Genomic DNA, 21,055 nt, shown 5'->3' with positions numbered 1-21,055 from the left:
CTATTTTTTATTGAAACCAGCGGAGCAATATATCTTAAATCAACCTGAACCATTTAAAAGGATGTTACTTCAAGTTCAGGTGATTGTAGAGTCTACTCTTCCTGAAGCCGAATTATTATTTAAATGGAGAGTTCCTTTTTACTATGTTGAAAAGGCACCCATTTGTTATTTAAACGTAACGAAAGGATACTTGGATATTGGTTTTTGGGCTGCACAATATTTTACCGATCACCTAGATAAATTGCAAAGTGATAAGAGAAAGTATGTCAGATCCTTGCGCTACAGAAATTCAGATGAGATAGAAAATGATATATTGATCGAATTACTCGAGCAAGCATACCAACATAGAAATAAGAAAATTATAACGAGTTAACAGTTTGTCTGATTGCGACTAGATTGCTTAGTAATTTTTCTAGATACTGTAAATCTAACATATTAGCTCCATCACTTTTAGCATTTGCTGGATCATAATGTGTTTCCATAAATAATCCATCTACACCAGTAACAACTCCAGCACGAGCAATTGTTTCTATCATATCTGGTCTACCACCAGTAACTCCACTCGATTGATTTGGCTGTTGTAAAGAATGGGTAACATCTAAAACTGTAGTTGCATATTGCTTCATCGTAGGAATACCTCTAAAATCTACAATCATGTCTTGATATCCAAACATGGTTCCTCTATCCGTAACCATCACTAAATCACTATCGCTATCTTTTACTTTTTTCACAGCGTGTTGCATGGCTTCAGGACTCATAAATTGTCCTTTTTTCAAGTTTACCGTCTTCCCAGTCTTCGCGGCTGCTACCACTAAATCTGTCTGTCTAACTAAAAATGCTGGAATTTGCAAAATATCTACATACTCTGCAGCCATTGCAGCATCATCATTTTCATGAATATCTGTTATCGTTGGAACTTCGAAAGTCTCGCCTACTTTGCGTAAAATTTTCAATGCTTTTTCATTCCCAATTCCGGTAAAACTATCAATTCTACTGCGATTAGCTTTCTTAAAAGAACCCTTAAAAACATATGGTATTTTTAGCTTCGAAGTAATCTCAACTACTTTTTCAGCAATGCGCAACGCCATTTCTTCTCCTTCAATAGCACAAGGCCCAGCAAGAAGGAAAAAATTATTTGCATCCAGGTTTTTTAGGTTTTTGATTTTAGAAAGTTCCATGTTTGTGATTTAGAACAGCAAAGATATATCTTTTAGTTCATATTGTTACTTTTATGTGAATAGCTTTATTATAGAAACTCAGAGAAAGAAATAGAAGTAACAGATTAAGAAAAATAATGAAATATTAAATCTCTAAAGGATTGTTATAAACATAAGAATTTTAATATCAAATTCTGATTATAATTCCTAATACTGTAAAATATGTCCTGTCTTTGGTAAAGGTTTTAAGTATCTGATTTTTAGGTGTTTTTAATATTTTAAAATTAATATACAAACTATTAAAATATAATGTAAATTTGCACGCTTAAAATCAGGCGTATATGACTGCTATAAAAAACATTGCAATAATTGCACACGTTGATCACGGTAAAACTACCTTGGTAGACAAGATTATGTATCACTGTCAATTATTTCGTGAAAACGAGAACACAGGGGATTTAATTTTGGATAATAACGATCTAGAACGTGAAAGAGGAATTACAATTACTTCAAAGAATGTATCTGTAACCTATAAAGGAACAAAAATCAATATCATTGATACTCCAGGTCACGCCGATTTTGGTGGAGAAGTGGAGCGTGTATTAAACATGGCAGATGGTGTGCTATTATTGGTGGATGCTTTTGAAGGACCAATGCCACAAACACGTTTTGTTTTACAAAAAGCAATTGATCTAGGATTGAAGCCTTGTGTGGTTGTAAATAAAGTAGATAAAGAAAACTGTACTCCTGATGAGGTTCATGAAAAGGTTTTTGACCTTATGTTCGAATTAGGAGCAGAAGAATGGCAGTTAGATTTTCCAACGGTATACGGTTCTGCTAAGAACAACTGGATGAGTGATGATTGGCAGAAGGAAACTGAAAATATAGAACCATTGTTAGATATGGTTATGGAGCATATTCCTTCACCAAAAGTGCAAGAAGGAACGCTACAGATGTTAATTACATCTTTGGATTTCTCATCATTTACGGGACGTATTGCTATCGGTAGATTACAAAGAGGAACACTTACTGAAGGAATGCAGGTTTCATTGGTAAAAAGAGACGGAACCATTAAAAAGTCAAAAATAAAAGAACTCCATACGTTCGAAGGATTAGGAAGAAGAAAGGTAGAGAAGGTAGAAGCTGGTGATATTTGTGCCTTAGTAGGATTAGAAGGTTTTGAGATTGGAGATACCGTTGCAGATATAGAAAATCCTGAAGGACTAGAAACTATTGCCATCGATGAGCCAACAATGAGTATGTTGTTTACCATAAATGATTCTCCATTCTTTGGTAAAGATGGTAAGTTTGTTACTTCTAGACATATCAAAGAAAGATTAGAAAAGGAACTAGAGAAAAACCTGGCACTTAGAGTAAATGAAACGGATAGTGCGGATAAGTTTATGGTTTTTGGTAGAGGAGTACTGCATTTATCAGTTTTGATAGAAACGATGCGTCGTGAAGGTTACGAATTACAAATCGGACAACCGCAAGTTATCATCAAAGAAATTGATGGTGTAAAATGTGAGCCTATAGAAGAGTTAACTATCGACTTGCCTGAAACGGTATCAGGAAAGGCAGTAGAGATGGTAACCTTAAGAAAAGGTGAAATGTTAAGCATGGAAGCCAAAGGAGAACGTATGATTTGTGAATTCTTAATCCCTTCTCGTGGAATCATAGGATTACGTAATCAATTGCTTACTGCTACTGCTGGAGAAGCAATTATGGCACATCGTTTTAAAGAATATCAACCTTTAAAAGGTGACATTCCAGGACGTATTAATGGATCCTTAGTTTCTATGGAAAAAGGAACTGCAATACCATATTCAATAGATAAGTTACAGGAAAGAGGAAAGTTTTTTATCGATCCAGGAGAAGATATTTACGAAGGACAGGTAATCGGAGAAAACTCTAGAGGAGATGATATGACCGTGAATGTTACGAAAACTAAAAAGTTATCTAACGTTCGTTCTGCTGGAGCAGACGATAAAGCGAAGATTGTTCCTGCTATTAAGTTTTCTTTAGAGGAAGCTTTAGAATATATTCAAAAAGACGAGTATGTAGAGGTAACTCCTAATCATTTACGTCTTAGAAAAATCTTCTTAACAGAAGTAGAGCGTAAAAGAAATAAGATCGTGTAGATAGGTATTTATCTTTGTTATAAATAATAAAAAATCCCGAGTTGCCTCGGGATTTTTTGTCGAAAATTGGGATAATTGTGGTTTTGGGATCAATTCAATTATAGGGAGATGAATTGGTTTAAGTCATTTTTGTCGGTCAACAAAAGTATATACTGCTATGGATTAAAAACTTGTAAAAAGCCTTTAAAAAAAAGGTACAACAGGTTTTATAAATAAATACATTTAACTATGATTTCAGATCAAAATTTTATCATTGAACTTATTGGGTATTTTGCATCATTTATGGTATTGATATCATTTTTAATGCGAAATATCAGAAAACTCCGTCTTATAAATACTGTGGGGTGTGTGGCTTTTGTAATTTATGGGGTCTTACTCAACTGGTCTTTGCCTATTATCATAACCAATACGGCGATAGCTGGTATAAATATGTATTACCTTTTTATAAGAAAAGAATCGTAACTCACGATCACTTATGCTAAAAGTAAAACTAATATTCCGGATACTCAAACAAATTAACTATTTTCACATTTTAACGTTTTAGTTGTTATTTTATCATAAATAAGTTTTAAAATTGAGAACATTTATGATTGCTTCGTTTTATTATGAAGATTTTTGAATCCTATGCTCAATAGTGGGAAGTGATTGGTAAAACACTTAATATTCGTTTCAACTTTCAAAATATACAATTTGTCTACCTACGTAATTAAGAGATATCATAAAGACCATTATTCAATCTGGAATAGTTTTATTGATACTGCAAAGAATGGTACATTTCTTTTTAAAAGAGATTTTATGGAGTATCATTCGGATCGGTTTCAGGATTTTTCTTTACTGGTTTTTGATCAGGACAAGTTGATAGGAGTACTTCCTGCAAATGTAAAAGGTACAGAAGTATATTCTCATTTGGGGCTGACATATGGAGGTCTAATTTTGAAAAAAAGAATAGGAGGAGAAAGAGTAAAGAATATGGTGCATCATATCATAGATTTTTTACGATTACATGATATAACAGATCTATATGTGAAATCCATCCCTTTATTTTATCATCAACAACCATCTAATGAATTTCTTTTCTTTCTTTCAGAATTAGGAGCTAAACCTTATCGAAGAGATTTAAATCTTGCGATAGATTATCACAGACCTTTCACCATACATAAAAGTAAATTAAAGAACTATAAGAAAAGAGCTGAATTAGGTTTTGAAATAAGAGAAGAAGACGATTTTTCTGTTTTTTGGGATCAGGTATTAAAACCAAGGTTGAAAGAAAAGCATGGTACAAAACCTGTTCATGCCATAGAAGAGATTCATTTGCTTAAACGTAATTTTCCAAAAGCTATACAGCAATTTGTCATTCTTTTGGATAATGAAGTATTAGCAGGAATAACCATTTTTAAAACCAAAGAAGTGGTGAAATCTCAGTACGGAGCAGTTACGGATAAAGGAGAGACACATAGAGCTTTAGATTTTCTTTTTATTTCATTGATAGAAAAGTATAAAAATGAAGGCTATCGCTTTTTTGATATGGGTACTGTAACTGATAATAACTACGGATTATTAAAGCAAAAAGAAGAGTTAGGTTGCGAAATTTATACGCAAGATTTTTATCGACTTAGTCTTTAAATATAACTTACTCTAGAAGTAGCTTTTGTTTGTCTATAGATGTATTGATATTAACTGCTATATTCTTTCCAAACATCAACATATCTCTTCGCTATCTCCTTATAGTGATGCTCTTCTTCAATAAATTTCCTTGCGTTTTTACCTATTTCAATAATTTTTTCTGGATTGAGGATTAGTTCTTCAAGGTTTTTAGCAATTTTAGCACTGTCTGGAGATGTGTCGATAGCTACGATTTTGTTTTTTAAATCGTAGTGCTTTCTAAAATCTTCTCCAGCACCGGTAAAAACAACTTTTCCCATTGCCATAGCTTCTAGCGCATTATACCCTTGATCATGTGCTTGTGCCTGGTCTAAGATAATATGAGCAGATAAGAAATGTTTGATATATTCATTATAAGGTAGATCTTTTGTGGTGATGATTTCTACTTTGTGATTATATTTTTTCGAAATAATTTCTAGTGCTTCTTCAAAATAGCGATTTCCTTTTTTTAAGTAGTTAGCGCTGTTTATTCCATGTAATATTTTGATTTTATCAAGATTTAGTTCTTGCATTTTAATCAAATCACTATTTACCGGATTCGGAATCATGGGTAATACCTTATTAGTATTTCGGTAGGCCATGTTGTATTCTACACTTACAGGAATAACTCCTTTTATATTCTTAAATACATAATCGTGTATTTTTTTTTGCTCTTTAGATACAGCTCTAAGTGTATACTTATATTCTTTTTTGAGTCCTGGATTTTTTAGCAAGGGGCTTAATGTGCTATAAGGAAACTTTCCTGCTAAAGAATAAGAAATATACCGATAGTCATCACCACAAGCTAATAAGTATACATGATTATTATTCTCGAAAAGAAATTTTAATAACTTCTTTTCAAAATAGTTTCCAATATTAAATGGAGTTTCATTAATTAATTGAACATAGTCATAATTCTTCAGGATCCCTTTATTTCTATTAAACTTAATAAGTGTTTCTACCGATGCAAGATCAATTTTAAAAATTAAAAAGAGTAAATGTCTAAGTTTGTTTAAGAAGAAATTATTCTTGATAAGAGTGCCATCAATATTAATATCAATAGGGTATTTTTTAAAGAAATCTCCATGACCAATAATTGTAACTTCATGACCATTTTTTAACAACCCTTCTTTTAGCGAATTGTGTAATCGACTATATTCTCCAACTAACAATATTTTCATTTATATCTAGTTCATTCTGTAAAAGAAGGTATTAAAAAAAATACTCCATTTTTATGGGCTTACATAAAAACAAATATCTTTGCTGTAAAGGTATTTTTAATACTTTAATAAAAAAACAGAAAGCCTACCAAATTATTTTGCTAAGAAGTAATAAAATTGGTTTCATACTTTTTAGATAATGACAAACGCTAAACTATCAATTCCGTTTTTAGATTTACCTAAGATCAATAAGCGTTATCATGAAAAATTTAAAAATGTTTTTGCGAATTTCCTAGATACTGGTATTTATATAAAAGGCAACTATGTAGAGATGTTCGAGAAGTCTTTTGCTACATCCTGTGGAGTAGATTATTGTATAGGAGTTGGTAATGGGTTAGATGCACTAACTATTATACTAAAGGCGTATATCGAATTGGGTAAATTGCGCATAGGTGATGAGGTAATTATAGCGGCTAATACTTTTATAGCAACGATATTGTCGGTTAAATATGCTGGGCTGACTCCAGTATTAGTGGAACCAGATGAGTATACCTTTAATTTAGATGTAAACCAACTAGAAAAGCATATAACTCGTAAGACCAAGGTTATTATCCCAACTCATTTATATGGTCAGTTAGCAAATATAGAAGCAATTAAAAGAATAGCAGAGCAACATAATGTATTGGTAATTGATGATGCTGCCCAGGCTCATGGCGCTCAACATGATGACACAAAAGTAGCTGGTAGTTTATTTCATGCATCTGCTTTTAGTTTTTATCCTGCAAAAAACCTTGGAGCGTTGGGTGATGCAGGTGCAATAACTACAAACGATGGGGAGTTAGCTTATACTACTAGATGTATAGGTAATTATGGTTCTTCAGAAAAATATCGAAATGAATACGCTGGAGTAAATTCTAGATTAGACGAATTGCAGGCAGCCTTTTTATTGGAAAAGGTGACATATCTTGAAGAGGATAATACATGCAGAAGATCGATTGCTAAACGTTACCTTTCCGAAATAAAAAATGAAAAAATTAAGCTTCCATTCTGGGATCAGTCTAATAACCATGTTTTTCATCTTTTTGTGGTACGAGTAGAGAACCGAAAGGACTTCTGCAACTATTTAGAAGAATCAGGAGTAGGTTATCATATCCATTACCCAATTCCGCCTCATAAACAACGGGCACTACAGGAGTTTTCTGGGCTTTCTTTACCCATTACGGAAAGAATTCATAATGAAGTAGTGAGTATTCCTCTTAATGTAAGCTTAGAAACCCATGAAATTGATTATATCATACAAGTATTAAATCAATACCAATAGCGTGAACTCCTATTTTCATAAGCTTAAAAACAACGTGTTAATTAAAGTTAGTTCTTTTAATGCTATCGGTGTGGCCGTAAAGATGATTACGGGTATGATAAGTTTAAAAATCGTTGCCGTTATTTTAGGACCAGAAGGGTTAGCGTTAATGGGGAATTTGAGGAATGTACTTACTTCTATTCAATCAGCCGGAACTGTAGGCTTGTATAATGGAATTGTAAAATACGTTGCGGATTTTAAGGATGATAAGGAAGAATTGAAGATGGTGTTGTCTACTTCTTTTGTATTATGTTTCTTGGTTACCATTTTTCTTTCTGTCTGGTTGTATATAGATCCGTTTTTTTGGAATAATCTGGTTTTTGGCACCAAATATTCATATGAATTTGTATTCAAAGGAGTGGCTATCGCATTACCTTTTTATACGGTTAATATGCTATGTCTCGCCATCATTAATGGTAATTCCAAATATAAAGTGTACATAGTGATTAATATTATCGCTAGTATTATTGGATTGTTGATTACCGTTTTTATGGTGTGGAAATATAGATTAGAAGGTGCTTTTTTAGCAATCATTATAAATCCTGCAGTTTCATTATTTATTACAATAATTCTATATCGCAAAGAGCTTTTAAATTTTATTGGGATCGATAAACCGTCTACAAAATATACTATAAAGTTGAGTTCTTATGCTATTATGGCCTTAATCTCAACAACGGCATTACCTGCGATTTTAATAAAAATCCGAAACCATATTATCTATAATGAAGGTGTGGCAGAAGCTGGTTATTGGGAAGCGATACAGAACATAAGTGCACAATACATGTTGTTTATTACCACCTTACTTACGATTTATTTATTGCCAAAATTGACGGAGATAAAAAGGAGTAAAGGTTTTAGGATAGAAGTGATCAGCTTTTATAAAATAATATTGCCAGTTTTTGTAGCTATTTTTTTAGTGATTTATATTTTAAGAAATGTAATAATTAAAATTTTGTTTTCTCAGGAATTTGAAGTGATGGAACCATTATTCCTTTGGCAGCTATTGGGTGATATTTTTAAAATAGCTTCTTTAGTGATTGCATACCAGTTTCTGGCAAAGCGAATGTTTTGGTATTACATCATCACAGAAATTATTTCACTTACGTTTTTATATGTAGTTAGTGTATTTTTAATTAATAAATATGGTTTTGTAGGAGCTTCGATAGCACATTGTTGCAATTATATTTTCTATTTTCTGTTATTGATACTAGTTTTTAGAAAATCATTTTTTGGACCTGATAGAAGTATTTGATATAGAAATGGAGACAGAACGTAAAATAAGGATATGTATTATGGTTTCTTCTCTTGGAATTGGCGGGGCAGAGCGTTCCAGTGCGATACTATCCAGAATGTTGTCGGATATTGGGTATGATATTACAATCGTGAGTATTTTAGATCATATTGTATACAATTATAAAGGTGATTTAGTTAATCTAGAGAAACTTACAGTTACTCGTAAGGGATTGCGCAAAAGATGGGATAAATTTGTGATTAGTAGAAAACTGATCAGTAAAAGCAACTTCGATTATATCATTGATGCTGCTCCTAGACCAAGCTGGTTTAGGCAATGGTTCATAAATACATTTGTGTATCAGAAAACAGATACGATCTTCGTAGTACATAATTATAACCTTAGTAGTTATTTTCCTAATAGTTCTTTTTTAGGAAAAAAGTTATACCAGAATTCCTATGAATTGGTGGGTGTGTCCAAAGAATCAGTACTCCACTTTAAAAAGAAATATCAGCTTCAAAAGGGGAGATGTATCTATAATGCTTTTGATGAGGAATACTGGAATAACTTAGCAGATGAAGAGGTGAAGGTTCCGTCTGAGCCATATATATTATCTTATGGGAGAATTACTGATGAATCAAAAAATTATAAATTCTTAATCCAATCCTATACAACTTCTGTATTACCTAAAAGTGGAGTAAAACTCTATATCATGGGTGATGGTCCAGATAAAGAGATGATACAAAATCTTGTACGTTCGTGTAAGATGGAAGAAAATATCGTCTTTTTGGGTTTTTCTGATAACCCATTTCCTTATATTAAAAAAGCGCTTTTTACGACTTTAACTAGTAACTATGAAGGTTTTCCAATGGTTTTAGTAGAGTCTTTAGCCATGGGAACGCCTGTTGTATCTGTAGACTGTAAGTCGGGACCCTCTGAAATCGTGGTTACAGGGGATAATGGTATATTAGTGCCGTTTAAAGATCAAGAATCGTACAAGAATGCTCTGAACAAAATGATAGAGGATAAAGAGTTTTATAATCAATGTGTAGAAGGAACAAAAAAGAGTGTAACAAAGTTTAAAATTGAATATATCGCACCACAATGGCAAGCAATACTTCCTCCGAAAATATAAAAGTAACCAATATGGTTAATGACTGTTTGATTATGGAAATCCCCAATATTAAGGATCCCAGAGGTACTATTGCAGTGATAGAAAAAGAGGTAATCCCTTTTGATGCTAAAAGGGTGTATTATTTGTATGATGTGCCAAGTGATGCAACTAGAGGAGGTCATGCTCATAAAGAATTATACCAATTTCTTATCGCTATCAGTGGTAGTTTTGATGTGATTTTACACGATGGAACAAACCCAAAAAAGGTTACTCTTAATAAACCAAATAAAGGTTTATTGATCAAACCTGGCATATGGAGAGAATTAGAAAACTTTTCTTCGGGTGCTGTTTGTTTGGTTATTGCTTCAGAAGTTTTTAAGGAAGATGATTATATAAGAGATTTCGAAAAATTTAAATTATTCAAAAGCAGATAATTTAATACCTGTATTTAGAAGTATTTTGTTTTTAATTGACCTTATAAAAAGATAAAGATTCTTAGGACTGTATAATAATATTTTCTGCTTGGCACTTAAATTTCGAAGATCAATACCATCCTTATATTTTCTAGCAGTTTTGTGATCTCCAGCAGCTTTATATAGTAAGGATATAGCATACCTGTTTTGGTCTAAATATTTCTTAAGACTTATGTTGTTTATTTCTTCTTGTTTAAATTTTTCGAAATCTAAAAATTTTCTTTTTAATGTATCTGTTTTAGAAATTCTATTGGTAGCATCTAGGTGATAAGTAGCTGTGATAAAGGTAGCAAGAGCAACTTCATGTGCTAAAGCGATCCTAATCCAAAGATCAGTATCTTCTCCTGCTCCATGCGTGATCGTAGTGTCAAAAACACCTATATTATCCAGTACTTTTTTGGGAACAGCACATGCCGAAGTCCATATAATTGCATCGATGATATTAGAATGAAAAAAATCTTCTACCAGTTGGAAAGTTTTACCTGTTGAATCTATATTTTTAAAATTAGCAGGAAAAATAGCAGTGGGACTATATCTTTTTTCATAAGAAGTAGCAAATATTCCGGCCTCAGGATAGGTTTGATATAGTTTCGAAAGTATTTCGAGATGATTTGGATACCAAAAATCATCAGCATCTAAAAAAGCGATAAGGGTGCCTGATGCTTTTTCTATTCCTAAATTTCGTGTTTTAGAAACTCCTTGATTAGAAGTTGTATAATATTTTATCCGTTTGTCAGCATATTGCTGTACAATCTTTTCACTATGATCAGTGGATCCATCATTAATGATAATAAGTTCATAATCATCGCATGTCTGATGAAAAACAGAATCTAATGTGGCGGCAATGCTATCTGCTTTGTTATAAAGAGGAACGATGATTGAGAAAAACGGCACTATTTTTTGTTTTTGATAAAGCAAAAATAACCTAAACGATAAAAATCATAACATAAAATAGAGGGATTAGATGATTTTAAGTTCCTTGTAAGACTGCCCTTAAAAGTAAGAAATACCCATTTGACTAATTTATCTAAATGTATTTTGCGAAGTAAATAGTACAATCTAGATACTTTATATCGATCAGGAGTAAGTTTATTCTTGTTAATTAATTGGATTAAATTTTCGATAGCGTATTCTGTTTTAGTAATAAAGGTGTCAGTATCATCATTTGCATCATGAATCACAGGGTTTTCAATATAGTTGATGGTAAAACCTTTTTGAATAATTGTATCAAAGAACACGACATCTTCACACCCATATTTTGTAAGAGTTTCATCAAACAGAACCTTATCAAATACCTCTTTTTGAATTAGAAAATTTGAAGAACATACGATAGGTCTTTTATCATTTTGTTTTTTAATTACAGCTTCTCGTTTTTTTGTATAGACCCATCGAAGTTTATAAGGTTTTTCAGGAGGTTTAGGTAGATATGTCATTCCTCCTGTTACTACTTTATGATGGATATTCTTTAAATATTTTTTAATAAAGTTATGATGAGAGGGAAAAGTACCTGCATCAATAAATAAGAGATGATCAAAAGTAGCTTTTGAAGCTAGTAAGTTTCGAATAGCACTACGTCCTATATTTTTGGGTAATATTTGATAAGTGCATCCAGCTAATTTATTAATGGTATTGTTTTCCTCAAAGGAAACATTCGAATGATCATCTAGTACAATTATTTCAAAAGCAATATTACAATCAGAAACCTGTTTATATAGTTCTTGAACGAGGGTAAACGCATTATAATTATAAACGGGAATCAAAATTGACAACATTATGGATGCTTTACTAGAAGTTTATAATTATTTTTAGGACAAATTTGTAATTGGGATTAATGAATTACCTTACCAGAGATAAAATTGCCGAATTAATTCTTTTAAAGCTCAAAGATAATGAAGAAGTTTTAAAAACACATTTTGACCAAACAAGTCAGAAAATAGGGTATTTCTATATAGATAATTTACTTCCTGATGATATCGCAAAAGAAATTTTTGAAAAGTTCCCTTTAACGAAAGATGTACAAGTAAAGCGTAGTATTAGAGAGTACAAGTATGTAGCAGCTCAGATGAATAAATATGATCCTCTATTGGAAGAAGTAATCTATGCTTTTCAGGATCAAAAAATTGTTGATTTTATTGCTGAAATTTGTGGATATGTCGATGTAGTACCGGATGAAAACTTGTATGCTGGTGGTATCTCCATGATGGGTAAAGGAAACTATCTCAATCCACATCTAGATAACTCCCATGATAAAGATGTGGAATTATGGCGTGTACTTAATTTGCTGTATTATGTAACACCAAATTGGGAGATGGATAATGGTGGAAATTTAGAGTTATGGCCCGATGGACTCAAAGAAGCTCCTATTACTATAAATTCTAGTTTTAATAGATTGGTCATCATGACTACCCATAAAACTTCTTGGCATTCTGTAAGCAAAGTTACTGCAGATCATGTTCGTTGTTGTATTTCTAATTATTATTTTTCGACCTCTCCTGTAGGTTCTAAAGGAGATTTTCATGTAACTACCTTTAGGGGTAGACCAGGACAGTTTTTTAGAGATAAAATATTAAAGCTAGATTCTTCTATACGAATGGGAGTTCGTAAAATATTTAAAAAAGGAATTCGAGAAAATCCACATGTATATAAAAAAGAAGATTCTTAATAAGAAGAAATATTCTAAGTATTTTGATAAATACCAAAGACAAAATCACTAGAATGGTTTTTTATGTAGGTATCCTCATATTCAAAAAGTTGATCTAATATATCCTCTTTTTCTTTATTTAATGTCACAAAATGATGTGCAATATCCTTCAGTACATTAGGTAATAGGTTGCCTCCATATGAGGCTTCATAAATAGTCTTATAATGTTTATGAATAGAAGGCATAATTTGAGAAGAATCTACACATTCAGACGGATCTGCCAAAATCATCCGTATCATACCAGAACCATAAAATTTATTTTTATAAATATTTAATTTAAACCTCTTTCTATACGATTTAGGAATCGATTGTAATGCAGTGTTCGTTGCCGTTATTTGATGTTTTGGAAATTGTAATCGATCAGCACCAACAAATTCATTTATAATTAACTTTCCATCACTTTTTAAAGTCTTCTTTATCTTCTTGCCTACAAGGTTTTCAATATCCTTAAAATGATGTAAAGAAGCATGAAAAAGAACTATGTCGAAATAATTTTCTGGGAATTCATATCTGTATAGATCTTGAATCTGAAAATGAATAGACTTTAATCCTTTTTCATTAGCTATTTTTCGAGCTTGATCGAATAGGACTTCATTAATATCTAAACATAAGATTTCTTTAAAATTGTCATAACCAGCAAACGTAAGTTCATGACTACAAATACCGCTTCCTAGCGAAAGCATTTTTAAATCTTTGTGATCACTTAAATAATTTTGCATCACGAAATCCTCATATTCTAAGTTAGGATCTCCCGTAATCAGAAGATTCCACCGTTTTTGTACTTTAGGAATAATCCACCAATTTGCCGAAGAGATATCTAATTCGTTAAACGCACTTTTTGTTCTTTTGATGGCATTTAGATTTAGTTTAGACATTATAAATGGTAGGCCACGTTGTCTAAACTTGGTATAGGTTTCTATAATATCATCAAGAGTAATTAAACGCATTATTTTGTGACTTCTAATATGGTTTCTTCTGTAAGTAAACCGTTCGTGGATGGATCAGTATGATCACTAGTAAATTCTAACGATTGGATGTTTGTAAAATTACTTTCTTTTAATCTATTTTTTAGTCCTTCTACAGAATATACACGTACATGATCTTCTTGTCCAAAATGCTGTAATCGTTCATTAGGATCTTTGATGCTCGGATCTTCATAGATCTCACCATCTTTAAAAGGGGTTTGAATTAATAATATTCCGTTCGGTTTTAGAACACGATACAACTCACTCATTGCTTTTTTATCATTTTCTATATGCTCTAAAATGTGATAACAGATGATAAGATCAAAGAGATTGTCTTCTACAGAAATAGCAGTGATATCATATTGAAAATCTGCGATAAACTCATTTTCGAAATCTGTACTAAAATAAGATATACTTTTATTCTTTTTCAGTCTTCTATATAATGATCTGGAAGGAGAGAAGTGTAATACATTTCCTTTTAAATCAAATTTGTCTAGTAATATTTTATAAAGCCTTCTGGTTCTGGATAAACTACCGCAGTAAGGGCATATTTTTTCTCCAGTATCTAAAACAATAAATTTTCTGAGATGGGCATTGCAAATATTACACACATGGTTTCTACCATAATATTGTATTGCAAAAGGGAATCGAATTATTTCTTCATACCGAAATAAAAGATCTTTGGGGATGATTTTTTTGAGAACTTCTTTAACACGCTCATACATACACTATCCCTTTCGTTGCACTACTTCAAAAACCTTATTGCCTTCACATTTTAGGGTTTTCGAAGGATATTTTAATAGCAATGCGTAATCGTGTGTAGCCATTAATATAGTATTTCCGTTTTTATTGATATCCTGCAAAACTTCCATAACCTCTACGGATGTTTGAGGATCCAGATTACCAGTAGGCTCATCTGCCAAAATTAATTCAGGATCATTCAATAATGCACGAGCAATAGCAATACGTTGCTGTTCTCCTCCAGATAATTGATATGGGAACTTAAAATCTTTGGTTTTCATCCCTACTTTATCTAATACATCATCAATTTTACTATCCATTGCTTTTTGGTCATTCCATCCGGTTGCTTTGAGCACAAATAATAGATTCTCTTTTACAGTTCTATCATTTAGTAATTTAAAATCCTGAAAGACAATCCCTAGTTTTCTTCTTAAAAAAGGTATTTGACTTTCTTTTAAGGTACTTAAATCAAAATCAACGATACTACCTTCACCTTCAACAAGAGGAATGTCTCCATAAAGCGTTTTCATAAAACTACTTTTTCCAGTTCCAGTTTTTCCGATGAGATATACAAAATCACCTTTGTTCACTTCTACATTTACATCAGATAAGATGAGATTTTCTCGTTGATAGATAGAAGCGTTTTTAAGACTTAAAACAGGATTAGACATATGATGAAATTCTTAGTTTAGTAATATTTAGTAAAAGTATAAAGTTTATGGAATATTGTATTTATTAAAAATGTTTTTTTATCCACGTTGATTTTGACTAATTTTCCCAAAGAATTTATATGCGTATACATTTTGCAATTTAACACGGTCGATTTTGCGTTATTCTTTCCAATCGTTTTTACATTGTATTGGTTTGTGTTTAATAGCAGTATTAAGATTCAAAATGTATTTCTTCTTATTACCAGCTATATTTTTTATGCTTTCTGGGATTGGCGTTTTTTATCCTTAATTTTTTTAAGCTCTATTATTGATTTTTTAGTTGCCAGAAGACTTAAAAATAGTATTGGAATTCGAAGAAAAATGCTTTTTGGGATTAGTGTTTTTTGTAATCTGGGAGTATTATTCGTTTTTAAATATTTTGATTTCTTTTTAGAAACGTTTGTGGATGCCTTTTTGTTATTCGGAAAACCAATTTCTTATACATCTCTACAATTAGTACTTCCTGTAGGAATTAGCTTTTATACGTTTCAAACATTAAGTTATACAATCGATGTGTATCGTAAACGAATAGAGCCAACCGATGATGTGATCTCTTTTTTTGCCTTTGTTTCCTTTTTTCCTCAGCTTGTTGCTGGTCCTATCGAAAGGGCTTCTAATCTTCTTCCACAATTTAAAAAGCGAAGAATATTCAATATAGAAAAAAGTGTAGATGGATTGCAACTCATTTTAGGCGGGTTATTTAAAAAAATGGTAATTGCAGATAATTGTGCGTTAATCGTGAATAATCTGTTCGAAAATTATACAGAGTATTCTGGAAGTACATTGTTTTGTGGAGCTATATTTTTTGGATTTCAGATTTATGGAGATTTCTCGGGTTATTCTGATATCGCAATAGGAACAGCAAGACTTTTAGGGTTTGATTTAATGAAGAACTTCAATTTTCCCTATTTATCAAAGAATTTGATCGAGTTTTGGAGAAGATGGCACATCTCACTATCCTCTTGGTTTAGAGACTATGTATATATTCCTTTAGGTGGAAATCGAGTTTCTAATGTTAGATTAATCAGTAATATTTTGATCGTTTTTGTGGTAAGTGGTTTATGGCATGGTGCTAATCTTACGTTTTTAGCGTGGGGATTGATACATGGAATGTTCTTAATCCTTACGATCTTTTTGCTAAAACATTCGAGAATTAAAGCTTTTTTGCAGACTCAGAAATCTGTCTTCTTAGATTTACTTGGCATAGGAATTACATTTTTTATTGTAACCATAGCTTGGGTGTTTTTTAGAGCCGAAACAATAACGGAAGCGTTTCAATACCTACAAGGAATCTTTTCTACTACATTATTTTCTTTACCTCAGGGAAATAAATGGTTTTTGTTGTTCTTAATAGGATATATGCTAATAGAATGGCTCCAGAAAAGAAGAGAACACCTGTTAGATATTCGGCATATATTTTCGAAATCAATTCGGTATTCTATTTATTATGCTGTAGTGTTTTTAGTGCTGTATTTTGGAGGTAATCTACAAACCTTTATTTATTTTCAATTTTAATGATGAAGGTTTTTCTAAGAAAAATACTCGTTTTTTTTATTCCTATTGCTATCGTTTGGGGAGCCCTAGAATGGTTCTACAGAACGGTGCCTTCTAATTATACCTATAAGCATAAGATCATAAAGGAACGATACAAGGAAATTGAGACATTGATTTTGGGAGATTCCCATGCTTTTTTCGGTGTTAATCCTTCTTATATAGATACAGAAACATTGAATCTGGCTAATATTAGTCAGAGTCTGTATATGGATCAATTACTTTTTGAAAAACACAAAGACAGTTTGCCCAATCTTCAAAATGTAATCATTACTGTTGGGTACTATAGTTTAAGTAAATTAAAAAATACAAAAGGAGAGATATGGCGTAAATATTTTTACCAAAATCAAATGGATTTAGAAATACCTATCATCTATCCTTGGGATGTGAAACAATATAGTTTAGCATTAACCAGACGACTCAATAAATCCATTTCTTTAGTGCATACATATTTCGATGAAGGTACGATCATAGGATGTGATGCTAAGGGCTGGGGTGATTATTATGATAGTACCAACGGACAATCCTTAGATGTCCAAAGTTGGGTAGCTGCAAAGCGACATGAAGATTTTTTATTCGATTTTAGTGAAAATATAGCTCGGCTACAAGCAATCATTGATGCTTGTAAAAAGAAAAATTGTAATGTATATATCGTAGATATGCCGGTATATCATGGATACGTATCGTATCTGAATCCAGATAAATTAGAAAAGGTTACCAATTCATGTAAAGTACTAGAGAAGGACAATGAAAATGTTCGATACATTAACCTACGCCAAGACTACAGGATAGAAGATTCAGATTTTTACGACCCAGATCATTTAAATCATAAAGGAGCAAAAAAATACACCCAAATCATAAATCAATTAATATCTACATCAAAAAATGATCGTTGATGTAATTATCTTTAAAATATTTCGTTATTAGTATGAAGATTAGGGTATCTTTAACACAAAATTTATTCGCGGGAAACGATATTTACTTTAAGAAAATTTGGTCAAGGCAAACCTTGAAATTTCTATTAAACAAGAGTGCTGGTAGTTGCCAGGTTCTAAACGTTAAAAGAAATAATTACATGAACAAATACATCACTTTGATGCTTTTTGTGGCAATCCTATCTTCAAAGATTTCTGCTCAGCAATCAGCAATTTACACCAATGAATTAGTGCTTTACAATCAAGCACTAGAACTGTATAATAACAAACAATTTTTGGCTGCTCAAAATCTGTTTGATAAGGTAAGAGATGCTGTAGATGATGAAAATATCGATGCAGAATGTACGTACTACATTGCCAACTGTGCTGTTTGGTTAAATCAAAAAGGAGCAGACGATCTCATGGAGGAGTTTGTGGTGCAATATCCTACCAGTATCAAACGTAACGCAGCGTATTTAGATGTTGCCAATTATTATTTTGATAACGGAAAGTATGCTTATGCACGTAAATGGTACGATAAAGTGGATCAGGGTAATATGAGCCGTTCTGAAAAAGAAAAGTTCAATTTTAATAATGGGTACGCCTATTTTAAAATTCAGCGTTTTAATGAAGCCAAAAAATTCTTAACTCAGGTAGAAGAAACAGATGAGTATGGAGCACAAGCAAAATATTACTTAGGTTTTATTGCTTACGAAGGAGATAATTATCAAGAAGCAGACAAGCTTTTTGATGAGGTAAAGGACTTAGATAAATACAATAAAAACTTATCGTATTTCCAGAGTGATATGAATTTTAAATCTGGAAAATTTCAAGAGGCGATTAATGACGGGTTAAGTCAATTACCTAGATCGAAACCTTCCGAAAAATCAGAACTTCACAAAATTATAGGAGAGAGTTATTTTAATCTTGGAGAATACGATAAAGCGATCCCACACCTAAAAGCCTATAAAGGAAGAAAAGGAAAATGGAATAATACAGATTATTATCAGTTAGGGTATGCTTATTATAAAGGAGGCGATTATCAAAATGCGATTTCAGAATTTAATAAGATTGTCGATGGGCGTAATGCAACCGCACAGAACGCATATTATCATTTGGCAGAATCGTATCTAAAGTCGGATCAAAAGCAGCAGGCATTAAATGCATTCAAAAATGCTTCAGAAATGGATTTCGAAGCAAAAATAAAAGAAGATGCATTGTATAATTATGCCAAGTTGAGCTATGAAATCGGAAACTCTTATGAGAGTCCTTCTAAAGTACTTTTGTCATATGCCGAAGCGTACCCAAATTCAGAGTTCAAAGATGAGATTCAAGAATTATTAATCAGCTCTTACATCACTTCTAAAAATTATAAAGAAGCGATGGATCTATTAGAAGGTAGTCGTAATTTTGAGGATAAAGTAGTGTACCAAAAAGTTGCCTTTTTAAGAGGAGTAGAATTGTATAATGAAGCCAATTATGCCGAAGCAAAAAAGTATTTCGATAAGTCTTTAGCACAACAGACCGATCCTAAATACACTGCCAAAGCTATCTATTGGAAGTCTGAATGTGATTATTTGCAAGGTAATTTTGAAGAAGCACTCATCGGGTTTAAACAGTTCAAAGGACAAGAAGGTAGTGCTGGTACGAATGAAAATAATGATATAGATTATAATATTGGATACACTTATTTTAAACTAAAGCAATACCCACAAGCGGCAAATTCTTTTGATAGCTATGCTAAAAATAGCGGAATAGACGAAGTTCGATTGACTGATACCTACTTACGATTAGGAGATAGTCATTTTATTTCTAGTAAATATTGGCCTGCGATGGAAGCTTATAACAAAGCCATCAAAAAAGGAGGTGCAGATGCTGATTATGCACATTATCAGAAGGCGATTAGCTATGGGTTTGTAAAAAAGAACGATAAGAAAATCAGCGATTTAGAAATGTTTCTAAAAAAATATACCAGATCAACATATCGCGATGATGCTATGTTTGCTCTTGGGAATACGTATGTAGCGGAAAACAAAACTCAAAGAGGTATTGATGCATATGATAAATTGATTAGAGAGATTCCAAGAAGTTCTTATGTGCCTAAAGCATTGCTAAAACAAGGGTTGATCTATTATAATGGAGACCAAGGTAATAAAGCGCTGTATAAATTTAAACGAGTAGTAGCAGACTACCCAGGAACCGAGGAAGCGATTCAGGCAGTAAATACGGCTAGATTAATTTATGTGGATTTGGGAAGAACAGATGAGTATTCTAGTTGGGTAAAAGGCTTGAGTTTTGTAGATGTAACCGATGCAGATTTGGATAATACTTCATATGAAGCTGCCGAAAAGCAGTATTTAGAGAATAATGATAATGCTGCGATTGCAGGATTTCAAAAATATTTGGATGAATTTCCAAATGGGATTCATGCGTTGAAAAGTCATTTTTATCTGGCACAATTATTTTACAAAAAAGGCGATAAGCAAGCAACCATTCCGCATTATGAGTATGTATTACAAAAAGAACGAACAGAATTTACGGAGCAAGCGTTGGCACGATTGTCTCAGATACATTTAGAAAACCGAAGCTATGAAAAAGCTATTCCGATCTTAGAAAGATTAGAAAAAGATGCCGATTTTCCGCAGAATATCATTTTTGCGCAGTCGAATCTTATGAAATCACATTATCAGTTAGTGCATTATCAGGAAACGATTGCTTATGCAGAAAAGGTATTAGAAAATCCTAAAATTCAGAATGATGTAAAAAGTGATGCGCAGATTTTTATTGCCAGAGCAGCACTACAAACTGCTGATGGTGCCAGAGCCAAAAGAGCCTATGCCGAAGTTAGAAAAATAGCAACTGGAGAATTAGCAGCAGAAGCACTATACTATGATGCTTATTTTAAAAATAAAGAAGGAGATTACAAAGGTTCTAATGAAACAGTACAAAAATTAGCAAAAGATTTTTCGGGATACAAATTATACGGAGCCAAAGGTTTGGTCTTAATGGCTAAGAATTTCTACGGATTAGAAGATGCCTATCAGGCAACCTATATTTTAGAAAGTGTGATCAAAAACTTTGTAGACTATCCTGATGTAATTTCCGAGGCACGATCAGAACTCAAAAAGATCAAAGCCGAAGAGGCAAAAACAAATTCATCTATCAAAACCGAACAATAATAATCAGTTATAAACGA

18 protein-coding genes are annotated in these 21,055 nt (G+C 32.2%); 11 read left to right on the top strand and 7 right to left on the bottom strand.

Annotated elements, in window-relative coordinates; all coding sequences use genetic code 11:
• The first annotated feature begins 10 nt into the window (after positions 1 to 10).
• Positions 11 to 373, top strand: a complete 363-nt coding sequence (locus Q1B37_RS19245; protein ID WP_299901415.1) for a DUF1801 domain-containing protein — start codon at positions 11 to 13, stop codon at positions 371 to 373.
• Here the strand turns inward: Q1B37_RS19245 and kdsA are convergent.
• Entirely contained in the window at positions 360 to 1,178 is an 819-nt protein-coding gene (kdsA, locus tag Q1B37_RS19240; RefSeq protein WP_299610189.1) for a 3-deoxy-8-phosphooctulonate synthase, read from the bottom strand. The genes Q1B37_RS19245 and kdsA overlap by 14 nt on opposite strands.
• Before the next feature lie 320 nt (positions 1,179 to 1,498).
• Here kdsA and typA point away from each other — a divergent pair, with 320 nt between their 5' ends.
• Positions 1,499 to 3,298 carry a translational GTPase TypA gene (typA, locus tag Q1B37_RS19235; protein WP_299610188.1) on the top strand — a complete coding sequence of 600 codons (1,800 nt, stop codon included), beginning with the start codon at positions 1,499 to 1,501 and terminating at the stop codon, positions 3,296 to 3,298.
• A gap of 690 nt (positions 3,299 to 3,988) precedes the next feature.
• Positions 3,989 to 4,921: a GNAT family N-acetyltransferase gene (locus Q1B37_RS19225; RefSeq protein ID WP_299901412.1), complete on the top strand. Its 933-nt coding sequence runs from the start codon at positions 3,989 to 3,991 to the stop codon at positions 4,919 to 4,921.
• 50 nt (positions 4,922 to 4,971) lie between these two features.
• Here the strand turns inward: Q1B37_RS19225 and Q1B37_RS19220 are convergent, their stop codons facing one another.
• Entirely contained in the window at positions 4,972 to 6,120 is a 1,149-nt protein-coding gene (locus Q1B37_RS19220) for a glycosyltransferase (RefSeq protein WP_299901409.1), read from the bottom strand.
• Between the two features lie 178 nt (positions 6,121 to 6,298).
• Between Q1B37_RS19220 and Q1B37_RS19215 the strand changes: the two genes are divergently transcribed.
• Genes Q1B37_RS19215 through Q1B37_RS19200 form a run of 4 tightly spaced genes read left to right on the top strand, consistent with a single transcriptional unit; the run spans position 6,299 to position 10,238 of the window.
• Positions 6,299 to 7,420 carry a DegT/DnrJ/EryC1/StrS aminotransferase family protein gene (locus Q1B37_RS19215; protein WP_299901406.1) on the top strand — a complete coding sequence of 374 codons (1,122 nt, stop codon included), beginning with the start codon at positions 6,299 to 6,301 and terminating at the stop codon, positions 7,418 to 7,420.
• 34 nt (positions 7,421 to 7,454) lie between these two features.
• Entirely contained in the window at positions 7,455 to 8,711 is a 1,257-nt protein-coding gene (locus tag Q1B37_RS19210) for an O-antigen translocase (RefSeq protein WP_299901404.1), read from the top strand.
• The gene (locus tag Q1B37_RS19205) at positions 8,689 to 9,825 is read left to right on the top strand and encodes a glycosyltransferase (protein WP_299901401.1); all 1,137 of its coding nucleotides are present in this window, start codon (positions 8,689 to 8,691) and stop codon (positions 9,823 to 9,825) included. The genes Q1B37_RS19210 and Q1B37_RS19205 overlap by 23 nt, the downstream gene beginning before the upstream one ends.
• Positions 9,795 to 10,238, top strand: coding sequence for an FdtA/QdtA family cupin domain-containing protein (locus Q1B37_RS19200; RefSeq protein WP_299610178.1), 444 nt, complete (start codon positions 9,795 to 9,797; stop codon positions 10,236 to 10,238). Before Q1B37_RS19205 ends, Q1B37_RS19200 begins: the two co-directional genes overlap by 31 nt.
• Here the strand turns inward: Q1B37_RS19200 and Q1B37_RS19195 are convergent.
• Entirely contained in the window at positions 10,221 to 11,171 is a 951-nt protein-coding gene (locus Q1B37_RS19195) for a glycosyltransferase family 2 protein (protein ID WP_299901398.1), read from the bottom strand. The genes Q1B37_RS19200 and Q1B37_RS19195 overlap by 18 nt on opposite strands.
• Positions 11,171 to 12,049: a glycosyltransferase family 2 protein gene (locus Q1B37_RS19190; RefSeq protein ID WP_299901395.1), complete on the bottom strand. Its 879-nt coding sequence runs from the start codon at positions 12,047 to 12,049 to the stop codon at positions 11,171 to 11,173. The genes Q1B37_RS19195 and Q1B37_RS19190 overlap by 1 nt, the downstream gene beginning before the upstream one ends.
• Before the next feature lie 59 nt (positions 12,050 to 12,108).
• Between Q1B37_RS19190 and Q1B37_RS19185 the strand changes: the two genes are divergently transcribed.
• Positions 12,109 to 12,939: a 2OG-Fe(II) oxygenase gene (locus Q1B37_RS19185; RefSeq protein ID WP_299901393.1), complete on the top strand. Its 831-nt coding sequence runs from the start codon at positions 12,109 to 12,111 to the stop codon at positions 12,937 to 12,939.
• A gap of 14 nt (positions 12,940 to 12,953) precedes the next feature.
• On the opposite strand, the gene Q1B37_RS19180 is transcribed toward Q1B37_RS19185, so the two are convergent.
• From Q1B37_RS19180 to Q1B37_RS19170, 3 genes are read right to left on the bottom strand one after another with little or no spacing between them, the layout of a single operon-like run.
• Positions 12,954 to 13,925 carry a class I SAM-dependent methyltransferase gene (locus tag Q1B37_RS19180; protein ID WP_299901390.1) on the bottom strand — a complete coding sequence of 324 codons (972 nt, stop codon included), beginning with the start codon at positions 13,923 to 13,925 and terminating at the stop codon, positions 12,954 to 12,956.
• Complete coding sequence (locus tag Q1B37_RS19175) at positions 13,925 to 14,668, bottom strand: class I SAM-dependent methyltransferase (RefSeq protein WP_299901388.1); 744 nt, start codon at positions 14,666 to 14,668, stop codon at positions 13,925 to 13,927. The genes Q1B37_RS19180 and Q1B37_RS19175 overlap by 1 nt, the downstream gene beginning before the upstream one ends.
• Positions 14,669 to 14,671: 3 nt before the next feature.
• Positions 14,672 to 15,355: an ATP-binding cassette domain-containing protein gene (locus Q1B37_RS19170; protein WP_299610167.1), complete on the bottom strand. Its 684-nt coding sequence runs from the start codon at positions 15,353 to 15,355 to the stop codon at positions 14,672 to 14,674.
• A gap of 132 nt (positions 15,356 to 15,487) precedes the next feature.
• Here Q1B37_RS19170 and Q1B37_RS19165 point away from each other — a divergent pair, with 132 nt between their 5' ends.
• The 3 genes from Q1B37_RS19165 (at position 15,488) to Q1B37_RS19155 (ending at position 21,038) form a co-directional block, all read left to right on the top strand.
• Positions 15,488 to 16,909 carry an MBOAT family O-acyltransferase gene (locus Q1B37_RS19165; protein WP_299901385.1) on the top strand — a complete coding sequence of 474 codons (1,422 nt, stop codon included), beginning with the start codon at positions 15,488 to 15,490 and terminating at the stop codon, positions 16,907 to 16,909.
• Positions 16,909 to 17,841: a hypothetical protein gene (locus Q1B37_RS19160; RefSeq protein WP_299901381.1), complete on the top strand. Its 933-nt coding sequence runs from the start codon at positions 16,909 to 16,911 to the stop codon at positions 17,839 to 17,841. The genes Q1B37_RS19165 and Q1B37_RS19160 overlap by 1 nt, the downstream gene beginning before the upstream one ends.
• A gap of 179 nt (positions 17,842 to 18,020) precedes the next feature.
• Positions 18,021 to 21,038 carry a tetratricopeptide repeat protein gene (locus Q1B37_RS19155; protein WP_299901378.1) on the top strand — a complete coding sequence of 1,006 codons (3,018 nt, stop codon included), beginning with the start codon at positions 18,021 to 18,023 and terminating at the stop codon, positions 21,036 to 21,038.
• The last annotated feature ends 17 nt before the right edge of the window (positions 21,039 to 21,055 follow it).

It is taken from the genome of uncultured Aquimarina sp., assembly GCF_947492965.1.
In the GTDB taxonomy this organism is placed as follows: domain Bacteria; phylum Bacteroidota; class Bacteroidia; order Flavobacteriales; family Flavobacteriaceae; genus Aquimarina.
Note: the sequence above shows the minus strand (reverse complement) of the source record. Positions and strands in the feature narration are given on the sequence as shown.